Origin of the sequence: Amycolatopsis orientalis, from assembly GCF_000943515.2 — a bacterium.
Lineage (GTDB): Bacteria > Actinomycetota > Actinomycetes > Mycobacteriales > Pseudonocardiaceae > Amycolatopsis > Amycolatopsis orientalis.
The window spans coordinates 8,503,631-8,521,269 of record NZ_CP016174.1 but is presented as its reverse complement, the minus strand read 5'-3'; the positions used below and the strand labels follow the sequence as shown (position 1 = coordinate 8,521,269).

Here is a 17,639-nt window from a genome sequence, read left to right as displayed (position 1 = left end):
CATGAGTCATGCATGAATGTTGCGCGCAGTCCTGCGGCCACGGGGAGGCCGACGGTGGGTGAACTCACCGCACTCCTCGCGGCCCTCTGCTTCGGCACCACGCATTTCGCGGGCGGAATGCTGTCGAGACGGGCCGCAGGGATGACGAACTCGCTGTACGCGCAGGTCGGCGGCACCGTGCTCAGCGTGGCCGTCGCGCTGGTCTTCGGGGGACCGGCCACTGCGCAAGCGCTTGCGTGGGGTGCGCTGTCCGGCCGCGGTCGCCGTACTCGCCTTGGGTGAGCGGCTGTCCGTACCCGCCGCGGCCGGGATCGTGCTGGCGCTGCCGTCGGTGTGGCTGGTTTCCCGCACCGGCGACGGGCACGGTGCGGCCGGGGTGGCCGACGCGCTCGTCGCGGGTGCCGGATTCGCCGTGCAGTTCCTCGCCATGGCCCGGTGCCCGCCGACGCCGGGTTCTGGCCGATCGCGCTCAGCCGGGCGGTGTCGGCCTGCGCGATCGTCCCCCTCGTGCTCCTGTCGTCGGCGGGTTTCCGGCTGCCCGGGGTCACGGCGCTGAAGGCGGCCGCCGTCGGGGCGCTCGGCTCGGTCGCGATCCTGCTGTACTGGTACGCCACGCATCGGCAGCTGGTCGCCGTCGCGACCGTGCTCTATCCGGCGATCCCGGTCGTGCTCGCGATGCTCTTCCTGCGCGAGCGTGCCCGTCGCACGCAGGTCGCCGGCCTGCTCGGCGCTGGCGCCGCGGTCGGCCTCATCGCCGTCGGGTGATCACGGCAGGCGGGCGAGATCACCGGCGGTGAGCACGAGATCGGCCGCGGCCGCCGAATCGCGGATCGTCGCGGGCCTCGTCGATCCGGGGATCGCGATCACCGACGGCGACTTCGCCAGCAGCCACGCCAAACAGACCCGCTGCGGGCTGACACCGTGATCCTCCGCCACGGCGAGGAAACCCGCGTGCGCCGCGCCGATCCGCGAGGCGCCCGAGATGCCGCCGAGCGGACCCCAAGGCAGGTAGGCGAGCCCGAGTTCCGTACACAGCGCCAGTTCCGGCTCGTGTGCCAGGTAGGCCGGGGAGTGTTCGTTCTGCACGGAAACCAGCTTCTCGCCGAGGATCTCGCGCGCTTCGAGGATCTGCGCACTGGACACATTGGATACTCCGGCGAGCCGGATCTTGCCCTCGTCGGCCAGCTCCTTGATCGCGCCGACGGAGTCCGCCCATGGCACGTTCTCGTCGGGCTTGTGCAACTGGTAGAGCCCGATCGCCTCGACGCCGAGCCGCTTCAGCGAGCCTTCGCAGGCGTTCTTGAGGTGCGCGGGTGTCCCGGTGACGGTCCAAGAGCCGTCACCGGGCCGCCCGCGTCCACCCTTGGTCGCGATGAGGACCGCGCCGGAGTCGCCGCCGTACGTGGCCAGCGCGTCGGCGATCAGCACCTCGTTGTGCCCGGTTTCGCCCGCGTGCCAGTGATAAGAGTCGGCCGTGTCGATCAGGGTGATCCCGGCGTCGAGGGCGGCGTGGATCGTGGCGATCGCCCGCTCGCGGTCCGGACGGCCTTCGATCGACAACGGCATCGCGCCCAGGCCGATCGCGCTGACCTCGATGTCCCCGATGCTGCGGTAGCGCATGGTCAAAGTGCCTTTCGGATCTCTTCGATGGCTTCGCTGAGCCAACCGGTGGTGGTGGAGAACGAAAACCCGAGACCGGTCGCGCGTGAGGTGTCCAGGACCGTGTACCGGTCGAAGGAGTACGGCGAGGCGTCCCGCTCGACGACCCGGAACCGCGGCTCGGCCACGACGGCACCGGCGAGGTCCGTCGCGGACAGCTCTCCGTGCGAACCGGCGTTGATTGCCCCGGTGAAGTCCGCTTCCGTGGCCCAGGCGAGGAAATCGGCGATCTCACGCTCGTGGATGAACGTCGTCGGCCGCGGCCGCGCGTGGACGTCGACGGCGTCGCCCGCGTCCAGCCGTTCGACGTAATGCCGCAGCCGTCCGGTGAAATCGTCGCCACCGAGGACATGCGCGGCCCGCACCGAGGCGAACGGCACGTCGCCGGCGGCGAAGACCGCCTCGGCCTGCCGCTTGCCTTCGCCGTAGTGCGCTTCGAGGAAATCCCCGTCGTGCCAAGGAAGTCCGAACTCGGCGGCCGACGGGGTGACCAGCGATTCGACCATCGGAGTATCCGTCCGGATCTGGTCGTAGACCTCGATGGTCGACGTCATCACGTACCGGTCCGCGCGGATCACGCGGCGCGCGATCGCCGCCTGGACCGGGGTGTAGCAGACCTGGTCGAGTACGACGTCGAAGGAGCGGGAACCCAGCGCGGTCTTGAGGCCGTCTTCGTCGTCGCGATCGGCGATCAGGTGGGCGACCCCGGACGGCGCCGGCGTGGAACCGCGGTTGAGCACGGTGACGTCCAGTCCGCCGTCGCGCAGCCGCTCGACCACCCCTCGGCCGAAGTACCGGCTTCCGCCCAGCACGAGCACTTTCTTCATGTCCACCAGTGTTACGGTGGCGATCCAGGTGATTGAAGGGGAAATCATGGGTGTATCGGCGGAATCGGTTAAAGAACGACGGCAGAATCAGGTATCCACTGAAAGTTCACTGGACGTGATCGACCGGCGACTGCTGGAATTCCTTCAGGAGGAGGGCCGCATCACCCTGAGTGAACTCGGCCGCCGGGTCTCGCTGAGCCCGGCCGCCGTCGGCGAACGCGTCAAACGGCTCGAAGCCGACGGCACGATCACCGGCTACGCGGCCCTCGTCTCGCCGTCCGGGATCGGCCTCGGGCTGCGGGCGTTCGTGCGGATGGCGCCGCACAGCGGGTTCACCGTCCGGCATCCGCGCACGCGGAAGCTCATGGACCGCCCCGAAATCCTCGAACTGCACCACGTGGTGGGGGAGGACTGCTGGATCCTCAAGATCGCCGTCCGCGACACCACGCATCTGGAAGACCTCCTCGAAGACCTGTCCACCCTGGGCGCCACGACGACATCGATCGTCATGTCGAGTCCGATCGAACGCCGGGTCCTGCTGCCCTTGTGACGTGTCACAACTGAGGGCCCGGAAGTCTGGTCCTTCTCCCGGTTCTCGACGTCGGTTTGTGACGCATGATGACTCACATCACTTACTGGCGAGTATCGGAGGCAGGGATGCGGGTTCGGGTCACCAACGGCGGTGCCACGAAAACCAGAAGGATCCTCAGCACGGTCATCGCGGCTTTGACGTTCACGATCGCCGCCCCCGCGGTGGCGGGCGCGGCCACGACGAGCGGCTGGAACGACTGGTCGTGCAGGCCGGGTTCGGCGCATCCCGAGCCGGTCGTGCTGGTGCACGGCCTCGGCGGCAACGCGACGACCAACTGGTTCTCTCACGCGCCGAAACTCAAGGACGCCGGTTATTGCGTCTATTCGCTGACCTACGGCGCCACCGTCCTGGGCGGACAGTTGTTCGGCGGACTCGCCTCCATGCGGAAGAGCGCCGTCGAACTCGACGCGTTCGTCGACCGCGTGCGTTCGAGCACCGGCGCGGTCAAGGTCGACATCGTCGGGCATTCCGAGGGCACGACGATGCCCGCGTACTACCTCAAATTCGGGGGTGGCGCGGAAAAGGTGAAGCACTTCGTCGGCTTCGGCTCGAACTTCAAGGGCACGTCGCTCAACGGCCTTTCCGAGCTGGCCAGGGCCGTCCTTTCGCTGCCCGGCATCGACCTGCTCGCCGACGGGGTGTGCGGGGCGTGCCGCGAGTACCTCGCGCCGTCGGACTTCCTCGACGACCTCGCCCGTGGCGGCGTGAGCGTCCCGGGGCCGACCTACACGAGCATCGTCAGCCGCCACGATCGAGTGGTCACGCCGTACACCAGCGGTGTGCTGGGCGAGCCGGGCACGACCGACATCGTGCTGCAGGACCGCTGCGCGACTGACGTGTCCGGGCATCTGAGCCAGGCGATCGACCCGAACGTGACGAGCCTGATCCTCAAGGCGCTCGACCCGGTGAACGCGCCCGCGCCGACGTGTGTGCCGTTCTTCGCGCCGCTGTAGGCCTCAGGGCCTGGTCGCGTGCACCACGAACACCGAACGGGTCCGGTCCGGCGTTTCGACGTCCAAGCGTTTGACCGTCACCTCGGTGAAACCCGCTTCGGAGGCCAGTTCCGCCGCCTCGTCCTCGGTTTCCGGCAGCTTCAGGTCGGTGGGGACGAGGGCGGCGAACGCCGCCGACGGCCGGAACGCCGACGCCAGCGGGAGGCTGAAACCCACCCGGCCGCCGGGGCGCAACGCCCGCAGCCAATCGCGGAGCGCGGCCGCGCCGAGGAAATGCAGTGAGGACGCGCAGAGCACGGCGTCCGCGCCTTCGTCCTCCACCGGGGAAGGGACCGCCGAAGCGACCTGCCAGGTGATGATTTTGCCGGGATCCCGTGTCGCCGCCTTCGCCTCGGCCTGGGCGATCATGCCCGGCGAGATGTCGATCGCGAGCACCTCGCCCGGCTCCAGGCGCAGCGCGGCGAACGCGGCCACGCCGGTACCGGTCGCGACGTCGAGAACGCGTTCGGGAGCCGTGCTGCCGAGGCCGTCGACGAGTGCGTCGGCGACCAGGCCGTGAAAGTCGTCTTCGTCGTAGTGCGCGGCGACGCCGTCGAAGAGGCCGGCCGCGATTTCCTCGCTCACGGCCGCGACCCTATCCGGCAACCGGCGCCGTCCGGCGAACCCCAGGTCGACGCGGTGATACCAGCGGAGTTCCGGATCGCCTTCGAGCCAGCAGAGCAGGACGTCCGCTCCGTCGAGTTCGGCGGGGAAATCGATCAGGAGCGGGGCGAACCCCTTCAGCTCCGCGCCCGTCCGCTGGACGGTGGTCATCAGATCGTCCAGCCTGGCCTGCGCGGCCTTCCATTCCGGCATCCCGCCGAGCGCGGTCTCGCGGCCGCCGGGGCGCAGGGACGCGGCCAGCTCGGCGGCGTCGGCGCGCAGGCGGATCAGCTCGTCGAGCACGGGGCGTAGCCGGGCGAGTTCGGCGCGGGCTTCAGGAACGGTGAACAATCCCATCCGCCGATGGTCCCAGCATGCTCAGCGGCGCCGCCGGGCGAGTCTCGCCGCGAGGCCGGCGCCGATCAGGAGGAACCCCGTCCCGAGCAGGCCGCCGATGAACAGCCAGCTCGTGACGCCGTAGGTGACGTCGTTCTGTGGCAGGTATTTCACCAGCCGGAAGCCCCATTCCGGGACGGCGGCGGTGGCCACGCCGGGAACGACGCCCCAGACGAGGCCGCCCACGATCGGGCCGGTCGCCGAGAGCGCGCCGAGCAGCCCGACCGCGAGCAGCAGGATCCCGCCGCCCACGAGCAGGCCGATGCTGAAGACGTCACGCTGGGTGCTGAGGGTGGCCTGGACGAGCATCTGCTGCCGCAGGCCGCCCCAGGCCAGCAGGCCGAGGGCGACCGGCGTCAGGATCAGGCCGCTCGCGCCGCTGAGCACCCGGCGCACGCCTCGGCCGGCCCGGCTGTCCTCGGAGTCGGGCTCGTCGTCGAAGGGCTCGTAAGGCTCGTACGACTCGACGTCCTCGTAGGGCCTGCGAGGGTCCCTGGGCTGCTGGTCGTACTCGCCGTACTCCTGGTAGTCCTCGTCGTCGTACTCCGCGACGTACCGGTGCGATGACATGGGCGGGCCACCTCCCTTAACCGGACTACGGACGCGAGGCCCACCCGGTTCACATCGATCTCGCCGGGAGCGCGTTTAGCCCGCTGAACGCGACCTGGGACGGCGGCGGGTGAGGGTGCCGACCAGGCCGGCCCCGACCAGCAGGACCCCGCTTCCGAGCAGGCAGCCCATCATCAGCCAGGTCGCCAGGCCGACGCCGAGTTCCCGGCCGCCCAGGTCGTACATGAGGCCCAGGAGGTCCGTCGAGCCGACGAGGGCGGCCAGCCCGGGCAGCACACCCCAGACGAGGCCGCCGATCACCGGGCCGAGCCCGGACAGCGCGCCGAGGAGGGCGACCCCGAGCAGGAGAAGCGCGCCGAGCAACAGCGTGATCAGGCCGAGAGGGTCCTCGCCGACGCCGTAGGCCTGCGCGAACACCCGCTGCAGCCGCGAGCCGCCGTAGATCACCATGCCGAGCGCGACCGGCGTCAGCAGGAACCCGCCGAGCGCGCTGAGCACGCGAGGCACGGCGCGGCTGCTTTGCCTAGGCTGCGGGTAGGGCTCCGGGGCCGGCTGCTGCTGTTGTTGCTCGTATGGCGGTACGGCGTAGGGGTTGGTGGACATGGGGACCGCCCTTCCGGTGGCCGGCTGAGGAGTGCGGTTCGATGATGTCGCGGTTCCGCGGGTCCCGTGACGGCCGGATGGCCGTCGTCCGACCGGGTGACGTCAGTCACATCGGCCTCGTGGAGACTTGATACCGACCACTACTGGAACCATCAAGGACCGTTAAGCAGTACGCTTGTACCGCTACCGGAGACTGAAGAAGAAACGCGAAGATCCGCGGAAGGAGCACCGCTGCTCATGGCCAAGATCAAGGTCCAGGGCACCGTCGTCGAGCTCGACGGCGATGAGATGACCCGCATCATTTGGCAGTTCATCAAGGACAGGCTGATCCACCCGTACCTGGACGTGAACCTGGAGTACTACGACCTGGGCATCGAGGAGCGGGACCGCACCGACGACCAGGTCACCGTCGACTCGGCCAACGCGATCAAGAAGCACGGTGTCGGCGTCAAGTGCGCCACGATCACGCCGGACGAGGCGCGGGTCGAAGAGTTCGGCCTGAAGAAGATGTGGCTCTCGCCCAACGGCACGATCCGCAACATCCTCGGCGGTGTCATCTTCCGCGAGCCGATCGTCATCCAGAACATCCCGCGGCTGGTGCCCGGCTGGACCAAGCCGATCATCATCGGCCGTCACGCGCACGGTGACCAGTACAAGGCGACCAACTTCAAGGTCCCCGGTCCCGGCACGCTGACCATCAGCTACACCCCGGACGACGGCTCCGAGCCGATGGAGTTCGAGGTCGCGAAGTTCCCCGAGGGCGGAGGCGTCGCCATGGGGATGTACAACTACCGCAAGTCCATCGAGGACTTCGCGCGCGCCTCGCTGCAGTACGGCCTCGACCGTGAGTACCCGGTCTACATGTCGACCAAGAACACCATCCTCAAGGCCTACGACGGCATGTTCAAGGACGTGTTCGAGGAGATCTACCAGGCCGAGTTCAAGGCCGACTTCGACGCCAAGGGCATCTCGTACGAGCACCGCCTGATCGACGACATGGTCGCCGCCGCGATGAAGTGGGAGGGCGGCTACGTCTGGGCGTGCAAGAACTACGACGGTGACGTGCAGTCCGACACGGTCGCGCAGGGCTTCGGCTCGCTGGGCCTGATGACCTCGGTGCTGCGCACCCCGGACGGCAAGACCGTCGAGGCCGAGGCCGCGCACGGCACGGTGACCCGGCACTACCGCCAGCACCAGCAGGGCAAGCCGACCTCGACCAACCCCATCGCGTCCATCTACGCGTGGACCCGGGGCCTCGAGCACCGCGGCAAGCTGGACTCGAACCCGGAGCTGATCGGGTTCGCGAACAAGCTGGAGCAGGTCGTCGTCGAGACCGTCGAGAGCGGCAAGATGACCAAGGACCTCGCGCTGCTGATCAGCAAGGACCAGGCGTTCCAGACCACCGAGGAGTTCCTCGCGACGCTGGACGACAACCTGGCCAAGAAGATCGCCCAGGGCTGAGTTTCGCTGTAAGTGCCTGAAGGCCCCCTTCGCTGCGTCTCGCGCGGTGAAGGGGGCTTTCACGTACTTCGGCCCGTGGTGTGACGGTGGGTAGTGCGAAGGCCGTCCGGTTGGCGCCTCCGAGTGGTTGGCGATCCGGGATCTGGGCGACCGCCCCGGCTTCTGCCACTCTGGTCGAGGAAGAAAACGATTCCCTTGTTCGAGGAGTGACCATCATGGCCATCTCGAAACCGGTCTTGTTCATCGGCGGCGGACTGGCGCTGATCGTCGTCGTCGCCATCTCGGGGCAGGACAGGGCGTCGAGCGCTTCGAGCCCGACCGGTTGCCAGGTCGTGGTGACGGCCGACGTGCTCAACGCGCGCGACACCCCCGGCGGGCAGAAGATCGTCGGCAAGTACGTCAAGGACGCGAAGATCGACGCCCAGCCGGTGGTCGAGAACGGCTTCCGCAAGATCGCGGAGGGCAAGTGGGTTTCGGCCCAGTACGTGACCCCGGTCGAAGGCTCGAAGTGCGGCCCGTGACCCCTCCCGCGTCGCGTTTAGCCCGCTAAACGCGACCTGCCGCGCTCCGCCCCTGCCCCGCGTTTAGTCCTCTGGATGCGACGGGGCGCGAGTCCTGCTCGGGTCGGGTTCGGATCGCGGTTAGCCCGCGAAAGTCGACCTGACGTGGGGCACCTGAGGTGCATTTCGTCCTCTGAATGCGAGGGGGCAGGGGCCCGCGCGGATCGCGGTTAGTACTCCAGCTGTAGATCGTGATCTTGGTGTCGTCGCTGGTAGTGGCTTGTTTTGGCTCGGTGCTGGTGTCGGCGTCGCCATTGCGACCAGCCCAGGGTGTCGATGGTGGTGTAGGCCGGTTCGATGACGAGTTTGCTGTAGAGGTGCCTGATCTCGTTGCGTGTCAACGAGATCAGGCCCGGGGTGGTGTCGGCGCGGGCGTGAGCGCTGGCGATGGCGAGGAAGGCGTGCGCGAGCATGACCAGGGTGGTCCAGCGATACCAGGAGGTCCAGGTCCTCACCTGATGCTGGTCGAGGCCGGTGAGTTCTTTGCCGGTCTGGAAGGTTTCCTCGATGGTCCAGCGGCGCCCCGCGATCCGGGCGAGCTCGGGCAGCGACGCCGGATGCGGGCTGTAGCAGCGGTAGAACGCGGTCTCGCCGGTCCGCTGGTTCCGGCGCATCAAGGCCCAGTGATGCCCGGATTTCCCGGCCGGGTTCAGTCGGATCCGTGTCCAGAGGTAGTAGCGATGTCCTTTCGCGCCGGGCCCGGCGGAGAGTTTCTGCCACGCTCGTTTCGGGAGCCGGCCGGCCAGCTCGTCGACGCGGACGTTGCTCGGGCCGGGAACACGGTGGTCACAGGCCACGGCCAGCACATAGGCCTGTTCCCGGGTCTCGAGCGGATCCCGCAGCCCAGCGCCGTCTTTGCCGTAGGCCTCGTCCCCGGTCACCCATTTCGCGGGCGTGCCCGCGTCCAACGCACGGATGATCATCGACAAGGCGAGCGCCGACTTCGTAGCGAACCCGGTTCCGGCCGGGACACCCGCGCGTTCCCGCCGCACCGGGTCCTCGGCCCAGCTCTGAGGAAGGTAGAGCTCCCGGTCGATCAGCGTGTGCCCACGCCGCGCGGAATAGGTCAGAAACACCGACATCTGCGAATTCTCGATCCGCCCCGCCGTGCCGGTGTACTGCCGCTGCACCCCGACCGTCTCGGTGCCTTTCTTCAGATCCCCGGTCTCGTCGATGACCAGCACCGCATCCGAATCGGCGAGGTGCTCCAGCACCCAGCCACGCAGGTCATCACGGACGCCGTCGGCATCCCAGCTCGCCCGCGACAGCAGATGCTGCATCCCGTCCGGGGTCCGTTCCCCGACCCGCTCGGCGATCGTCCAGCAATTCACCCGCGACAGCCCCGACAACAGGCCCGCCACGAACCGGCCCGCTCGCCGACGCGGCTCCACCCGCGCGAACCGGCCCGCAACACGACCTAAACCCTCACCCAGCAACGCCTGCCACCGCACAACCTCTACGCTGACAGCCGCGGCCACCACACGATCTTGAGTTGTCCTCACAAACACCCATGATCACTGCGGTGGCCGCACCCATCTCAGCGGGTCACCCAGCACCATCACGAACTACAGCTGGAGTATTAGCCCGCTAAACGCACGTGGGTGCCCTCCTCAGCCGCCAGCACCTCGCCGCTGAACTCCTCCCGCGCCTCGGCCACCGAGACCTCGCGGTCGGAGCCGGGCCAGAAGTGAGTCAGCAGCAGCCGCCGGGCACCTCCGCGTTCGGCCCAGTACCCGGCCTCGCTGGCCGTCGACACCAGCCGCGGCGTCTCCTCGGGAGACGGACCCTGCAGGGTCGCGTCGGCGATGAGCAAATCGGCATCGCGCCCCAGCTCCGCCAAGATCGGGCTGGGCCCACTGTCGCCGGTATAGGCGACGGTGAGCCCGGGGGCGGTCAACCGGACGCCGTAATTCGGCACATGGTGCGGCAGCAGGAACGTGGTCATCCGGAACGGCCCGACCTCGCGCGGCGGACCGAGGTCGAAGACGTCGAAGATCGTCGTCGGATGCGGCCGCGGTTCCAGCGCCTCCAGTCGCCGGACCGTGCCCGGCGTGCAGTGCAACGGGATCCTCGGCTCGTCCGGCAGCCCATAGGCACGCGCCCGGCCGAGCGCGCTGACGTCCGCGCAGTGATCGGGATGCTCGTGCGTCACCACCACCGCGTCGACCCGGCCGCCGGGGCAGTGTTCGAACAGCCGCGACGCGACGCCGTAGCCGAGGTCCAGCACGAGCCGGAAACCTTCGTGGACCAGGAGGAAGCCGGCGCAGGCGCGGCCCGGTTCGGGCCAGGCGCCGCAGCTGCCCAGCACGGTCAGCTCGCTCATGCGCGCAGTCTCGCAGAGCGCCGCGGGTAACGGCGCGCGATTTCCGGCGACTTTCGTGACCATGGGATCTCACCGCGCGCTCCACCCCTGATGGTTCTGTCGGACCTTCCGGGTAGCGTGCGAAGGGTGCTGACCGTCTCCACTGTGAATGTCAACGGCCTCCGTGCCGCCGCGAAAAAGGGCTTCGTCGAGTGGCTCGGCTCCACCAAGGCCGATGTCGTCGCATGCCAGGAGGTCCGGGCCGAGCTCAAGGAGCTCCCGGCCGGTGCCGCCGCGCCCGAAGGCTGGCACGTGGTGCACGCGCCGTCGGCACAGAAGGGGCGCAACGGCGTCATGCTCTTCAGTCGCGCCGAGCCGGAAGAGGTCCGCATCGGTTTCGGCGAGCCCGAATTCGAGGACAGCGGCCGCTACGCGGAGATCCACCTGCCGAACGTCGTGGTCGCGAGCCTGTACCTGCCCAGCGGCGACGTCGGGACCCCGCGCCAGGACGAGAAGGAGCGCTTCATGGCGGCGTTCCTGCCGTACCTCGTCGACCTGCGCGCCAAGGCCGAGGCCGGCGGCCGTGAGGTCGTCGTGGTCGGGGACTGGAACATCGCCTACGAGAAGACGGACCTGAAGAACTGGCGGGGGAACCAGAAGAGCTCGGGCTTCCTCCCGGAGGAGCGGGAGTGGCTCGGCCGCGTGTTCACCGAGGCCGGTTATGTCGACGTGCAGCGCAAACTCGACCCGGAAGGTCCCGGCCCGTACACCTGGTGGTCGTATCGCGGGAAGGCGTTCGACAACGACTCGGGCTGGCGCATCGACTGCCAGATCGCCACCCCCGGCCTCGCCGAGCGGTGCACCTCGGTCGTGGTCGAGCGTGCCGGGTCCTACGAGCAGCGGTGGTCCGATCACGCCCCCGTGACGGCGACCTACTCCGACTAACCTGGGCCGGTCATGGAGACGAACGAAGCCAGGCGTATCGAGGCGACGAACGCCGAGCGCTACCAGATGTCCGGCCAGTACGGGTGGGAGTTCAGCCCGGACGCGCCGAACCTGCTGGAACGCTGGACGGTGCTGCCGTTCAACCAGCGCGGCGACAAACGGATCGCGTTCGGCGCGCTGAGCGGCGCGTACAACGGGCTCCCGTTCAGCGTTTTCGACTACCACCGCCGCCCGACGGTCACCAGCGTGCACACGCGATGGACCAACAAGAAGGTCAATGAGCTCGACACGATCTCGATCGACACGGTCTGGGTGGTCACCTTGCCCGCGCCGATGCCGAACTTCCAGATCGTGTCGAGCATCGAATCCGCCTGGGACGTCGAGCAGTATCCCGAGCCCGCCACCGCGGACCGGAAGTTCAATCGCTGGTACAAGCTGATCGACACCGATCCGAACATCGCGGTCCAGGTGCTGACGCCGCAGGTCGCCGCCCTGATGCGGTCGTCGAAGCTGCACACCTGGTCGCTGGTGGGGGCGGAACTGGTCTACGTCGAGAATCCGACGTTCGGCCGGACGAAGCCGGACGACATCCTCGCGACGCTGGGCAAACTCGGGCAGTTGGTCTCAGTGCTGCCTTTGCACCTCGGCGGTGGGCAGCCCGCCGCGCCGCCACCGCAGCCCCAGCAGTACCCGCCACCGCCCTATCCGCCGCAGAATCCCGGGTATCCGCAGCAATATCCGCCTCCACCGCAGTACGGCCAGCCGCCGTATCCGCCGCAGCAGCCGGGCTATCCGCCGCCGCCCTACCCTCAGCCCCAGTACCCCCAACCGCAGTATCCGCAGCCCGGGTACCCGCCGCAGGGCTATCCACCGCCGGGTCCCTACGGGCCGCCGCCGGGCTATCCGCCGCGCGGCTACTGACGGCTCTTCGCGCTCTCCGTCCACACTGGACTGTCCACGAAGTGGTTGTCGAATTTTTCCTGGCTGTCCAAGAGTTCCTGGACTGTCGCCGTCCCGTGGCCGACCTTCTCCAGTAGCCGGAAGTAGCCGAATCGTTCCACGCCGGGGATGAACACGATCAGCACGTCCGCGGGAGCGTCCACCGCCGCGCGGAAGGCGTGTGTCGTCATCGGCGGGACGACGAGCATGTCACCCTCGGAAACGGTGACGATCTCTTCCCCCACAAGGACTTCCAGCCTTCCGCCGAGCATGAAGAACATCTCGGAGGAGCCGGTGTGATAGTGCGGCGCCGCGCCGTCGGCGCCGACGCCCAACCGGGTTCTCGCGCTGCTCAGGACTCCGCCTGTGGTCGAGACGTCGGCGAGCAGGGTGACGAGGGTGGGGTCGGCGCCGACGGTCTCCGCTTCGGAGGCGCGGACGAGGACGGGTTCGCGGGTTTCGATGCTTTGCGTCATGGCCAAATAGTTCCACTACGGATAGTTCGCTGTCAAACTATCTCCGATCGAATAGACTTCGCTCGTGAGTGAAGAGCGGAACGCCGACGCGATCGACGCGGTGGTCGGCGCATGGCGCCGGGAGCGGCCAGAACTGGACTTGAGGGCGATCGGGGTCGCGGGGCGCCTCGGGCGCGCGGTGATGCTGACGACGCCGATGGTGGAGGCGGTTTTCGCGAAACATGGCCTGAAACAAGGGGAGTTCGACGTGCTCGCGGCGCTGAGGCGGTCCGGGAAGCCGTACACCCTGATCCCGTCCGAGCTGTCCGCGACGCTGATGATGTCCCGGGCCGGGATGACCAGCCGGATCGACAGGCTCGAGTCGGCGGGGCTGGTCGAGCGCGCGCTCGACCCGGAGGACCGGCGCAGTTTCCGGGTCACGCTGACCGAGCGCGGTTTCGAGGTCGTCGACGCCGCGATGACCGAGCACACCGCGAACGTCGCGAAGCTGCTTTCGCCGCTAGGTGACGATCTCGACGTCCTGGACGCTTCGCTGCGTCGGCTGCTGATGTCCCTCGAAAGCTGAAGGGGGCCTTCGCCGCATGTGACGCGGTGAAGGCCCTCCTTCGGCTCCCTGCCTGGGTCAGCAGTAGAGGTTGCCGCCGGGGTCGACGCCGAGGATGCCGGTGAACTGTTGGTACTTGCTCACGCGGCTCTGCACCTGGGCGGGGTTGCCGCCGTTGCACTCGAGGCTGCCGTTGATGCTGCGGATGGTCTCGCCGAAGCCGCGGCTGTTGACCATCGCGTTGTGCGGGGTCATCGTGCCCGGGCCGTTCTGGGTCATCCAGTACCAGATGCCGGTCTTCCAGGCGACCGCCGCGTCGTTCTGCACCAGCCACGGGTTGGTCAGCAGCGGCAGGCCCAGCGCGTCGCCGGCGGCCTTGTAGTTGAAGTTCCAGCTCAGCTGGATCGGGCCGCGGCCGTAGTACGCGGCGTTGCCGGCCGGGCAGCCGTAGGACTGGCTCGTGTCGCAGTAGTGCGGGTAGTTGGCCTCGTTCTGCTCGACGACGTGGACCAGTCCGCCGGTCTCGTGGCTGACGTTCGCGAGGAAGGCCGCCGCTTCTTGCTTCTTGACGGTGTCGCTGCCGGTGCCCGCGAAGGCGGGGTACGCGCTCAGGGCCGCTACCAGGCCGTTGTAGGTGTAGAACGGGTTCCGGCTGGGGAACATCTGGTTGAACTGGGCTTCGCTGACCACGAAGCCGGACGGGTTCGGCGGGTTGGTCGTGCCGCCGCCGCAGGTGCCCTGATCGGCCCAGACCTGCGCCGTACCGGGGGTTTCGTTCTGTGTCCACCACTTCGCGGACCAGTTGTGCCCGTTGTAGGAGGCGGTGTTGCCGCCCCAGTAGACCGAACTCGCGTTCCACGGCGCCACGCAGTCCGCCGCGGCGGCGGACTGGGCCGGGACGACGACGGCGACCGTGGTGGCGGCGAAGGTGGCGGCGACCGCCGCGAGAATACGTCGAAGAGACATCGGTGGCTCCTTCGTACGAGGGGACCATGCAGGGAGATTGGTCTATACCTTTTAAGGGGTATGGCCAACAGGTATAGACCATTGCAGGCAAGAAACCAACCGGGGAAAGTCGGATCGTGCCTGTTCGGCCCTGTGGTGGCAGCCGAACGGCGTAATGTGCCGCGTTTTGCCGGAACACCTTCAGTCCGCGACATACTTTGAGGGGTAGGGGTGCTCGAAAGATCCCCCCTGTGAGGGGCTAGTCTCGTGCCCCGAGTTGATCAGAACCCACAGGTCTTGACACGCTCGGTAGTTTTTTGACCAGCAACCTGGAAATGCTCACTCGTTCGGGTTAGCGTTCCGGTTCGGCACTGTCACGTCACGGGAGGCACTCCGGTGCGGAACCCAGTTCATCTCCTGATGCGGTCGGCTCTGCCCGCGGCCAGGGCCGCGGCGGTCGTCGCGATCCCCGTCGCGCTGCTCATCGCGGGCGCGGGCCCGGCGTCGGCCGCGGAGTCGACCTCGCGCTCGGAGATGGCGTTCGGTCTTCTGGGCCCGGTCGGCCTGGTCGCCGTCGCCCTCGGCATCGTCGGCATGGCCTTCGGCGTCTTCCGTCAGCGCCGCAAGGCGCGTGCCGCCACCCTCGGCTCAGCCGCTCCCGCCATCCCTGCCGTCCCGGCTGCCGCCACTCCGGTCCAGCCCACCGCCGACGTCGCCGCGATGGCCGAGGCAGTGCTCGCCGATGGCGAGGCCCTCACCCACCCGCACCGCCCCTGACCTGCGCATCCCTACCGCCGGATCGCGATTAGGGGGCGAAAGTCGCTCCGCCCGCGGATCGCGATTAGGGGGCTAAAGTCGCTCCCCTCCGGATCGCGGCGCGCCTCCTCCAGGTCGCGATTAGGGGGCTAAAGTCGCTCCGTCGGATTACTTGGGTAGGTACACCTAGTCCGGCCCGGATTGTTTAGCCGCGCGCTGATCGCCACGCTCAGGTCCATGACGGTGACGCGGCGTCGCAGCCGGCCCGGAGATCCCTTCCCTCGCGCTCTGGACCGGGCGATCACGGACAGCGGTCTCGGTCTCGACCGGATCCGCCATCGGCTCGCCCAGCAGGGTGTCCGGGTCAGTGTCGCGACCTTGAGCTACTGGCGGACCGGAAGAAGCCGCCCCGAGCGGTGCGACTCCCTGAAGGCGGTCGCGCTGCTGGAGCGGCTTTTCGAACTTCCGCGCGGTTCCTTGCTGAACCGGCTGGGCCCGCGTCGCCCCCGGGGACGGTGGGGCGACGCGGGAACCGGATCAGACTCCGGTGTTGGTGCGGATCCAGCTGCGGAAGTAGGGGACGTCGACGTAAATGGACGGCCCGGTCGCGCAGGTGCTGCTGTTGTTCCCGGCGCGGCTCGTGGCGCCGATCAGCTGCCAGACACCGTTGACCTGCTTGATCTGCGGGCCGCCGGAGTCGCCGTAGCAGGCGCCCGAGTTCCCGTTGGGGTTGTTGGTGCAGATCTCGCTGGCACCGTTGATGCCGAGGCACCGGCTGTCGGAGACGATCGAGGTGTTCAGTTCCTGCAAGGTGATCGGGGCGCCACAGCCACCCTGCGGGGCGCAGGTCTGGCCCCAGCCGATGATCCGCGTCGCGGTGCCGACGGCCCCGGACGTGTCGGCGATCGTGACCGGCGCCTGCGAAACCGCCGTCGAGAGGCGCAGCAGCGCCAGGTCGGCGCTCGGGTGGGCGATCCGCTGGGCGACCCGGGCCACGGTGCCGCCGCTGGTGCGGTTCGTGGTCCCGATCCGTACCTGGTACGGCGTGCCACAGTGCTTCGCGGTGACCACCCAGGTCGAGCTGATCAGTGAGCCACCACACTGGTGGCCGCCGGAGCTCGACTGCTGCGACACCATGAACGAGTAGACCTGGGTCGCGTTGCCGCCGCCGACGATGTTCGGCTGGACGCCGCCGGTGGGCTCGGTCGCGGTCGCGACGCCCGGGAGCGAGAACACGGCCGCGGCCGCGATGGCCAAGCCCATCAGCAGGGATCGTGCCTTCATCTGGGTTCTCCTTCGGTGTGGCCGGAAGATCCGGTGCCATGAACGCTAGGAATCGGACTCCCCGCCCAGAACCGTCGGAAGTATGTGGCGTTTAACCGTTTAGACCGTTCGGCCGGGGGCGACCTCGGATGACTCGCCACCGCGCGGCCTGACAGAATCCGGGCGTGTCCGACGAACTGAAGCGCCCGCGCGTGCTCTCCGGGATCCAGCCGACCGCCGACTCGTTCCACCTGGGCAACTACCTGGGTGCGCTGCGGCAATGGGTGCGGCTGCAGGACACCCACGACACCTTCTACATGGTCGTCGACCTGCACGCGATCACCGTCGAGCAGGACCCGAAGGTGCTGCGGGATCGCACGCGCCGCTCGGCCGCGCAGCTGCTCGCGCTCGGTGTCGACCCGGCCCGCAGCGCGCTGTTCGTCCAGAGCCAGGTGCCCGAGCACGCCCAGCTGAGCTGGGTGCTGGAGTGCCAGACCGGGTTCGGCGAGGCCAGCCGGATGACGCAGTTCAAGGACAAGGCCGCGAAGCAGGGCACCGATCGCGCCAGTGTCGGCCTGTTCACCTACCCGGTCCTGCAGGCCGCGGACATCTTGCTGTACCAGGCCAACGAGGTCCCCGTCGGCGAGGACCAGCGCCAGCACCTGGAGCTGACGCGCAACCTCGCGCAGCGGTTCAACAACCGCTACGGCAAGACGTTCACCGTGCCGGAGCCGCATATCGTCAAGGACACGGCGAAGATCTACGACCTGCAGGACCCGACCGCGAAGATGAGCAAGTCCTCGTCGACCGGCAACGGCCTCATCGAGCTGCTCGAAGATCCCAAGAAGTCGGCGAAGAAGGTGCGCTCGGCGGTCACCGACACCGGCCGCGAGATCGTTTTCGACGCCGAGAACAAGCCGGGCGTCTCGAACCTGCTGACGATCCTCTCCGCGCTGACCGACCAGTCCGTCGCCGAGCTGGAAACCTCGTACGAGGGCAAGGGTTACGGCGACCTGAAGAAGGGCGTCGCCGAGGCGTTCGTCGAGTGGGTCACGCCCGTCCAGGCACGCGTCCAGTCCTATATGGATGATGTCGCCGAACTCGATAAGGCGCTGGCCCTCGGTGCGCAACGGGCCAGGGAAGTCGCTTCGGTGACGTTGCGGAACGTCTACGAGAACATCGGGTTCCTTCCCCCGGCGGGCTAGC

Annotated in this window: 21 protein-coding genes; 11 read left to right on the top strand and 10 right to left on the bottom strand. The window is 68.3% G+C overall.

Features of this window, described 5'->3' with window-relative positions; translation table 11 throughout:
• Nucleotides 1-54: 54 nt before the first annotated feature.
• Both SD37_RS44025 and SD37_RS44020 read left to right on the top strand, forming a co-directional pair.
• Nucleotides 55-282, top strand: coding sequence for a hypothetical protein (locus SD37_RS44025; protein ID WP_044855631.1), 228 nt, complete (start codon nt 55-57; stop codon nt 280-282).
• 153 nt (nt 283-435) lie between these two features.
• Complete coding sequence (locus SD37_RS44020; protein ID WP_236725205.1) at nt 436-765, top strand: hypothetical protein; 330 nt, start codon at nt 436-438, stop codon at nt 763-765.
• On the opposite strand, the gene SD37_RS37095 is transcribed toward SD37_RS44020, so the two are convergent.
• Together SD37_RS37095 and SD37_RS37090 are read right to left on the bottom strand one after the other, a co-directional pair.
• A complete protein-coding gene (locus tag SD37_RS37095) occupies nt 766-1,620 on the bottom strand; it encodes an aldo/keto reductase (protein ID WP_044855630.1) in 855 nt (284 codons plus the stop codon).
• Between the two features lie 2 nt (nt 1,621-1,622).
• Complete coding sequence (locus SD37_RS37090; protein WP_044855629.1) at nt 1,623-2,486, bottom strand: NAD-dependent epimerase/dehydratase family protein; 864 nt, start codon at nt 2,484-2,486, stop codon at nt 1,623-1,625.
• Nucleotides 2,487-2,601: 115 nt separating this feature from the next.
• On the opposite strand from SD37_RS37090, the gene SD37_RS37085 reads away from it, so the two are divergent.
• Both SD37_RS37085 and SD37_RS37080 read left to right on the top strand, forming a co-directional pair.
• Complete coding sequence (locus SD37_RS37085; protein ID WP_201788861.1) at nt 2,602-3,036, top strand: Lrp/AsnC family transcriptional regulator; 435 nt, start codon at nt 2,602-2,604, stop codon at nt 3,034-3,036.
• Nucleotides 3,037-3,143: 107 nt separating this feature from the next.
• Nucleotides 3,144-4,031 (top strand): esterase/lipase family protein, encoded by an 888-nt coding sequence (locus tag SD37_RS37080; RefSeq protein WP_044855627.1) that lies wholly within the window; start codon nt 3,144-3,146, stop codon nt 4,029-4,031.
• 3 nt (nt 4,032-4,034) lie between these two features.
• Here SD37_RS37080 and SD37_RS37075 read toward each other — a convergent pair whose 3' ends face one another.
• The 3 genes from SD37_RS37075 to SD37_RS37065 form a co-directional block, all read right to left on the bottom strand.
• The gene (locus SD37_RS37075; protein WP_044855626.1) at nt 4,035-5,030 is read right to left on the bottom strand and encodes a DUF2203 family protein; all 996 of its coding nucleotides are present in this window, start codon (nt 5,028-5,030) and stop codon (nt 4,035-4,037) included.
• Nucleotides 5,031-5,051: 21 nt separating this feature from the next.
• Nucleotides 5,052-5,639, bottom strand: a complete 588-nt coding sequence (locus SD37_RS37070; protein ID WP_044855625.1) for a hypothetical protein — start codon at nt 5,637-5,639, stop codon at nt 5,052-5,054.
• A gap of 75 nt (nt 5,640-5,714) precedes the next feature.
• Complete coding sequence (locus SD37_RS37065) at nt 5,715-6,242, bottom strand: hypothetical protein (protein WP_236725204.1); 528 nt, start codon at nt 6,240-6,242, stop codon at nt 5,715-5,717.
• Between the two features lie 237 nt (nt 6,243-6,479).
• Here SD37_RS37065 and SD37_RS37060 point away from each other — a divergent pair, with 237 nt between their 5' ends.
• Nucleotides 6,480-7,703 (top strand): NADP-dependent isocitrate dehydrogenase, encoded by a 1,224-nt coding sequence (locus tag SD37_RS37060; protein WP_037315703.1) that lies wholly within the window; start codon nt 6,480-6,482, stop codon nt 7,701-7,703.
• A gap of 215 nt (nt 7,704-7,918) precedes the next feature.
• Complete coding sequence (locus tag SD37_RS37055; protein WP_083255351.1) at nt 7,919-8,224, top strand: SH3 domain-containing protein; 306 nt, start codon at nt 7,919-7,921, stop codon at nt 8,222-8,224.
• A 209-nt stretch (nt 8,225-8,433) separates the two neighbouring features.
• Here SD37_RS37055 and SD37_RS37050 read toward each other — a convergent pair whose 3' ends face one another.
• Together SD37_RS37050 and SD37_RS37045 are read right to left on the bottom strand one after the other, a co-directional pair.
• Nucleotides 8,434-9,714: an IS701 family transposase gene (locus SD37_RS37050; RefSeq protein WP_145926500.1), complete on the bottom strand. Its 1,281-nt coding sequence runs from the start codon at nt 9,712-9,714 to the stop codon at nt 8,434-8,436.
• Nucleotides 9,715-9,842: 128 nt separating this feature from the next.
• Complete coding sequence (locus SD37_RS37045; protein ID WP_044854452.1) at nt 9,843-10,586, bottom strand: MBL fold metallo-hydrolase; 744 nt, start codon at nt 10,584-10,586, stop codon at nt 9,843-9,845.
• 117 nt (nt 10,587-10,703) lie between these two features.
• On the opposite strand from SD37_RS37045, the gene SD37_RS37040 reads away from it, so the two are divergent.
• Both SD37_RS37040 and SD37_RS37035 read left to right on the top strand, forming a co-directional pair.
• Entirely contained in the window at nt 10,704-11,510 is an 807-nt protein-coding gene (locus tag SD37_RS37040; protein WP_037315705.1) for an exodeoxyribonuclease III, read from the top strand.
• Between the two features lie 12 nt (nt 11,511-11,522).
• The gene (locus SD37_RS37035) at nt 11,523-12,431 is read left to right on the top strand and encodes a hypothetical protein (RefSeq protein ID WP_044854454.1); all 909 of its coding nucleotides are present in this window, start codon (nt 11,523-11,525) and stop codon (nt 12,429-12,431) included.
• Here the strand turns inward: SD37_RS37035 and SD37_RS37030 are convergent.
• The gene (locus tag SD37_RS37030) at nt 12,425-12,925 is read right to left on the bottom strand and encodes a cupin domain-containing protein (protein WP_044854455.1); all 501 of its coding nucleotides are present in this window, start codon (nt 12,923-12,925) and stop codon (nt 12,425-12,427) included. The genes SD37_RS37035 and SD37_RS37030 overlap by 7 nt on opposite strands.
• 64 nt (nt 12,926-12,989) lie before the next feature.
• Between SD37_RS37030 and SD37_RS37025 the strand changes: the two genes are divergently transcribed.
• On the top strand, nt 12,990-13,490 hold the full coding sequence (locus SD37_RS37025; RefSeq protein WP_044854456.1) for a MarR family winged helix-turn-helix transcriptional regulator: 501 nt from the start codon (nt 12,990-12,992) through the stop codon (nt 13,488-13,490).
• Nucleotides 13,491-13,547: 57 nt separating this feature from the next.
• Here the strand turns inward: SD37_RS37025 and SD37_RS37020 are convergent, their stop codons facing one another.
• Nucleotides 13,548-14,435, bottom strand: a complete 888-nt coding sequence (locus tag SD37_RS37020) for a glycoside hydrolase family 19 protein (protein WP_044854457.1) — start codon at nt 14,433-14,435, stop codon at nt 13,548-13,550.
• 399 nt (nt 14,436-14,834) lie between these two features.
• Between SD37_RS37020 and SD37_RS37015 the strand changes: the two genes are divergently transcribed.
• Nucleotides 14,835-15,191 carry a hypothetical protein gene (locus SD37_RS37015; protein ID WP_044854458.1) on the top strand — a complete coding sequence of 119 codons (357 nt, stop codon included), beginning with the start codon at nt 14,835-14,837 and terminating at the stop codon, nt 15,189-15,191.
• A gap of 516 nt (nt 15,192-15,707) precedes the next feature.
• On the opposite strand, the gene SD37_RS37010 is transcribed toward SD37_RS37015, so the two are convergent.
• Nucleotides 15,708-16,454 (bottom strand): S1 family peptidase, encoded by a 747-nt coding sequence (locus tag SD37_RS37010; RefSeq protein WP_044854459.1) that lies wholly within the window; start codon nt 16,452-16,454, stop codon nt 15,708-15,710.
• A gap of 164 nt (nt 16,455-16,618) precedes the next feature.
• Between SD37_RS37010 and trpS the strand changes: the two genes are divergently transcribed.
• Entirely contained in the window at nt 16,619-17,638 is a 1,020-nt protein-coding gene (gene trpS / locus SD37_RS37005) for a tryptophan--tRNA ligase (RefSeq protein WP_044854460.1), read from the top strand.
• The last annotated feature ends 1 nt before the right edge of the window (nt 17,639 follow it).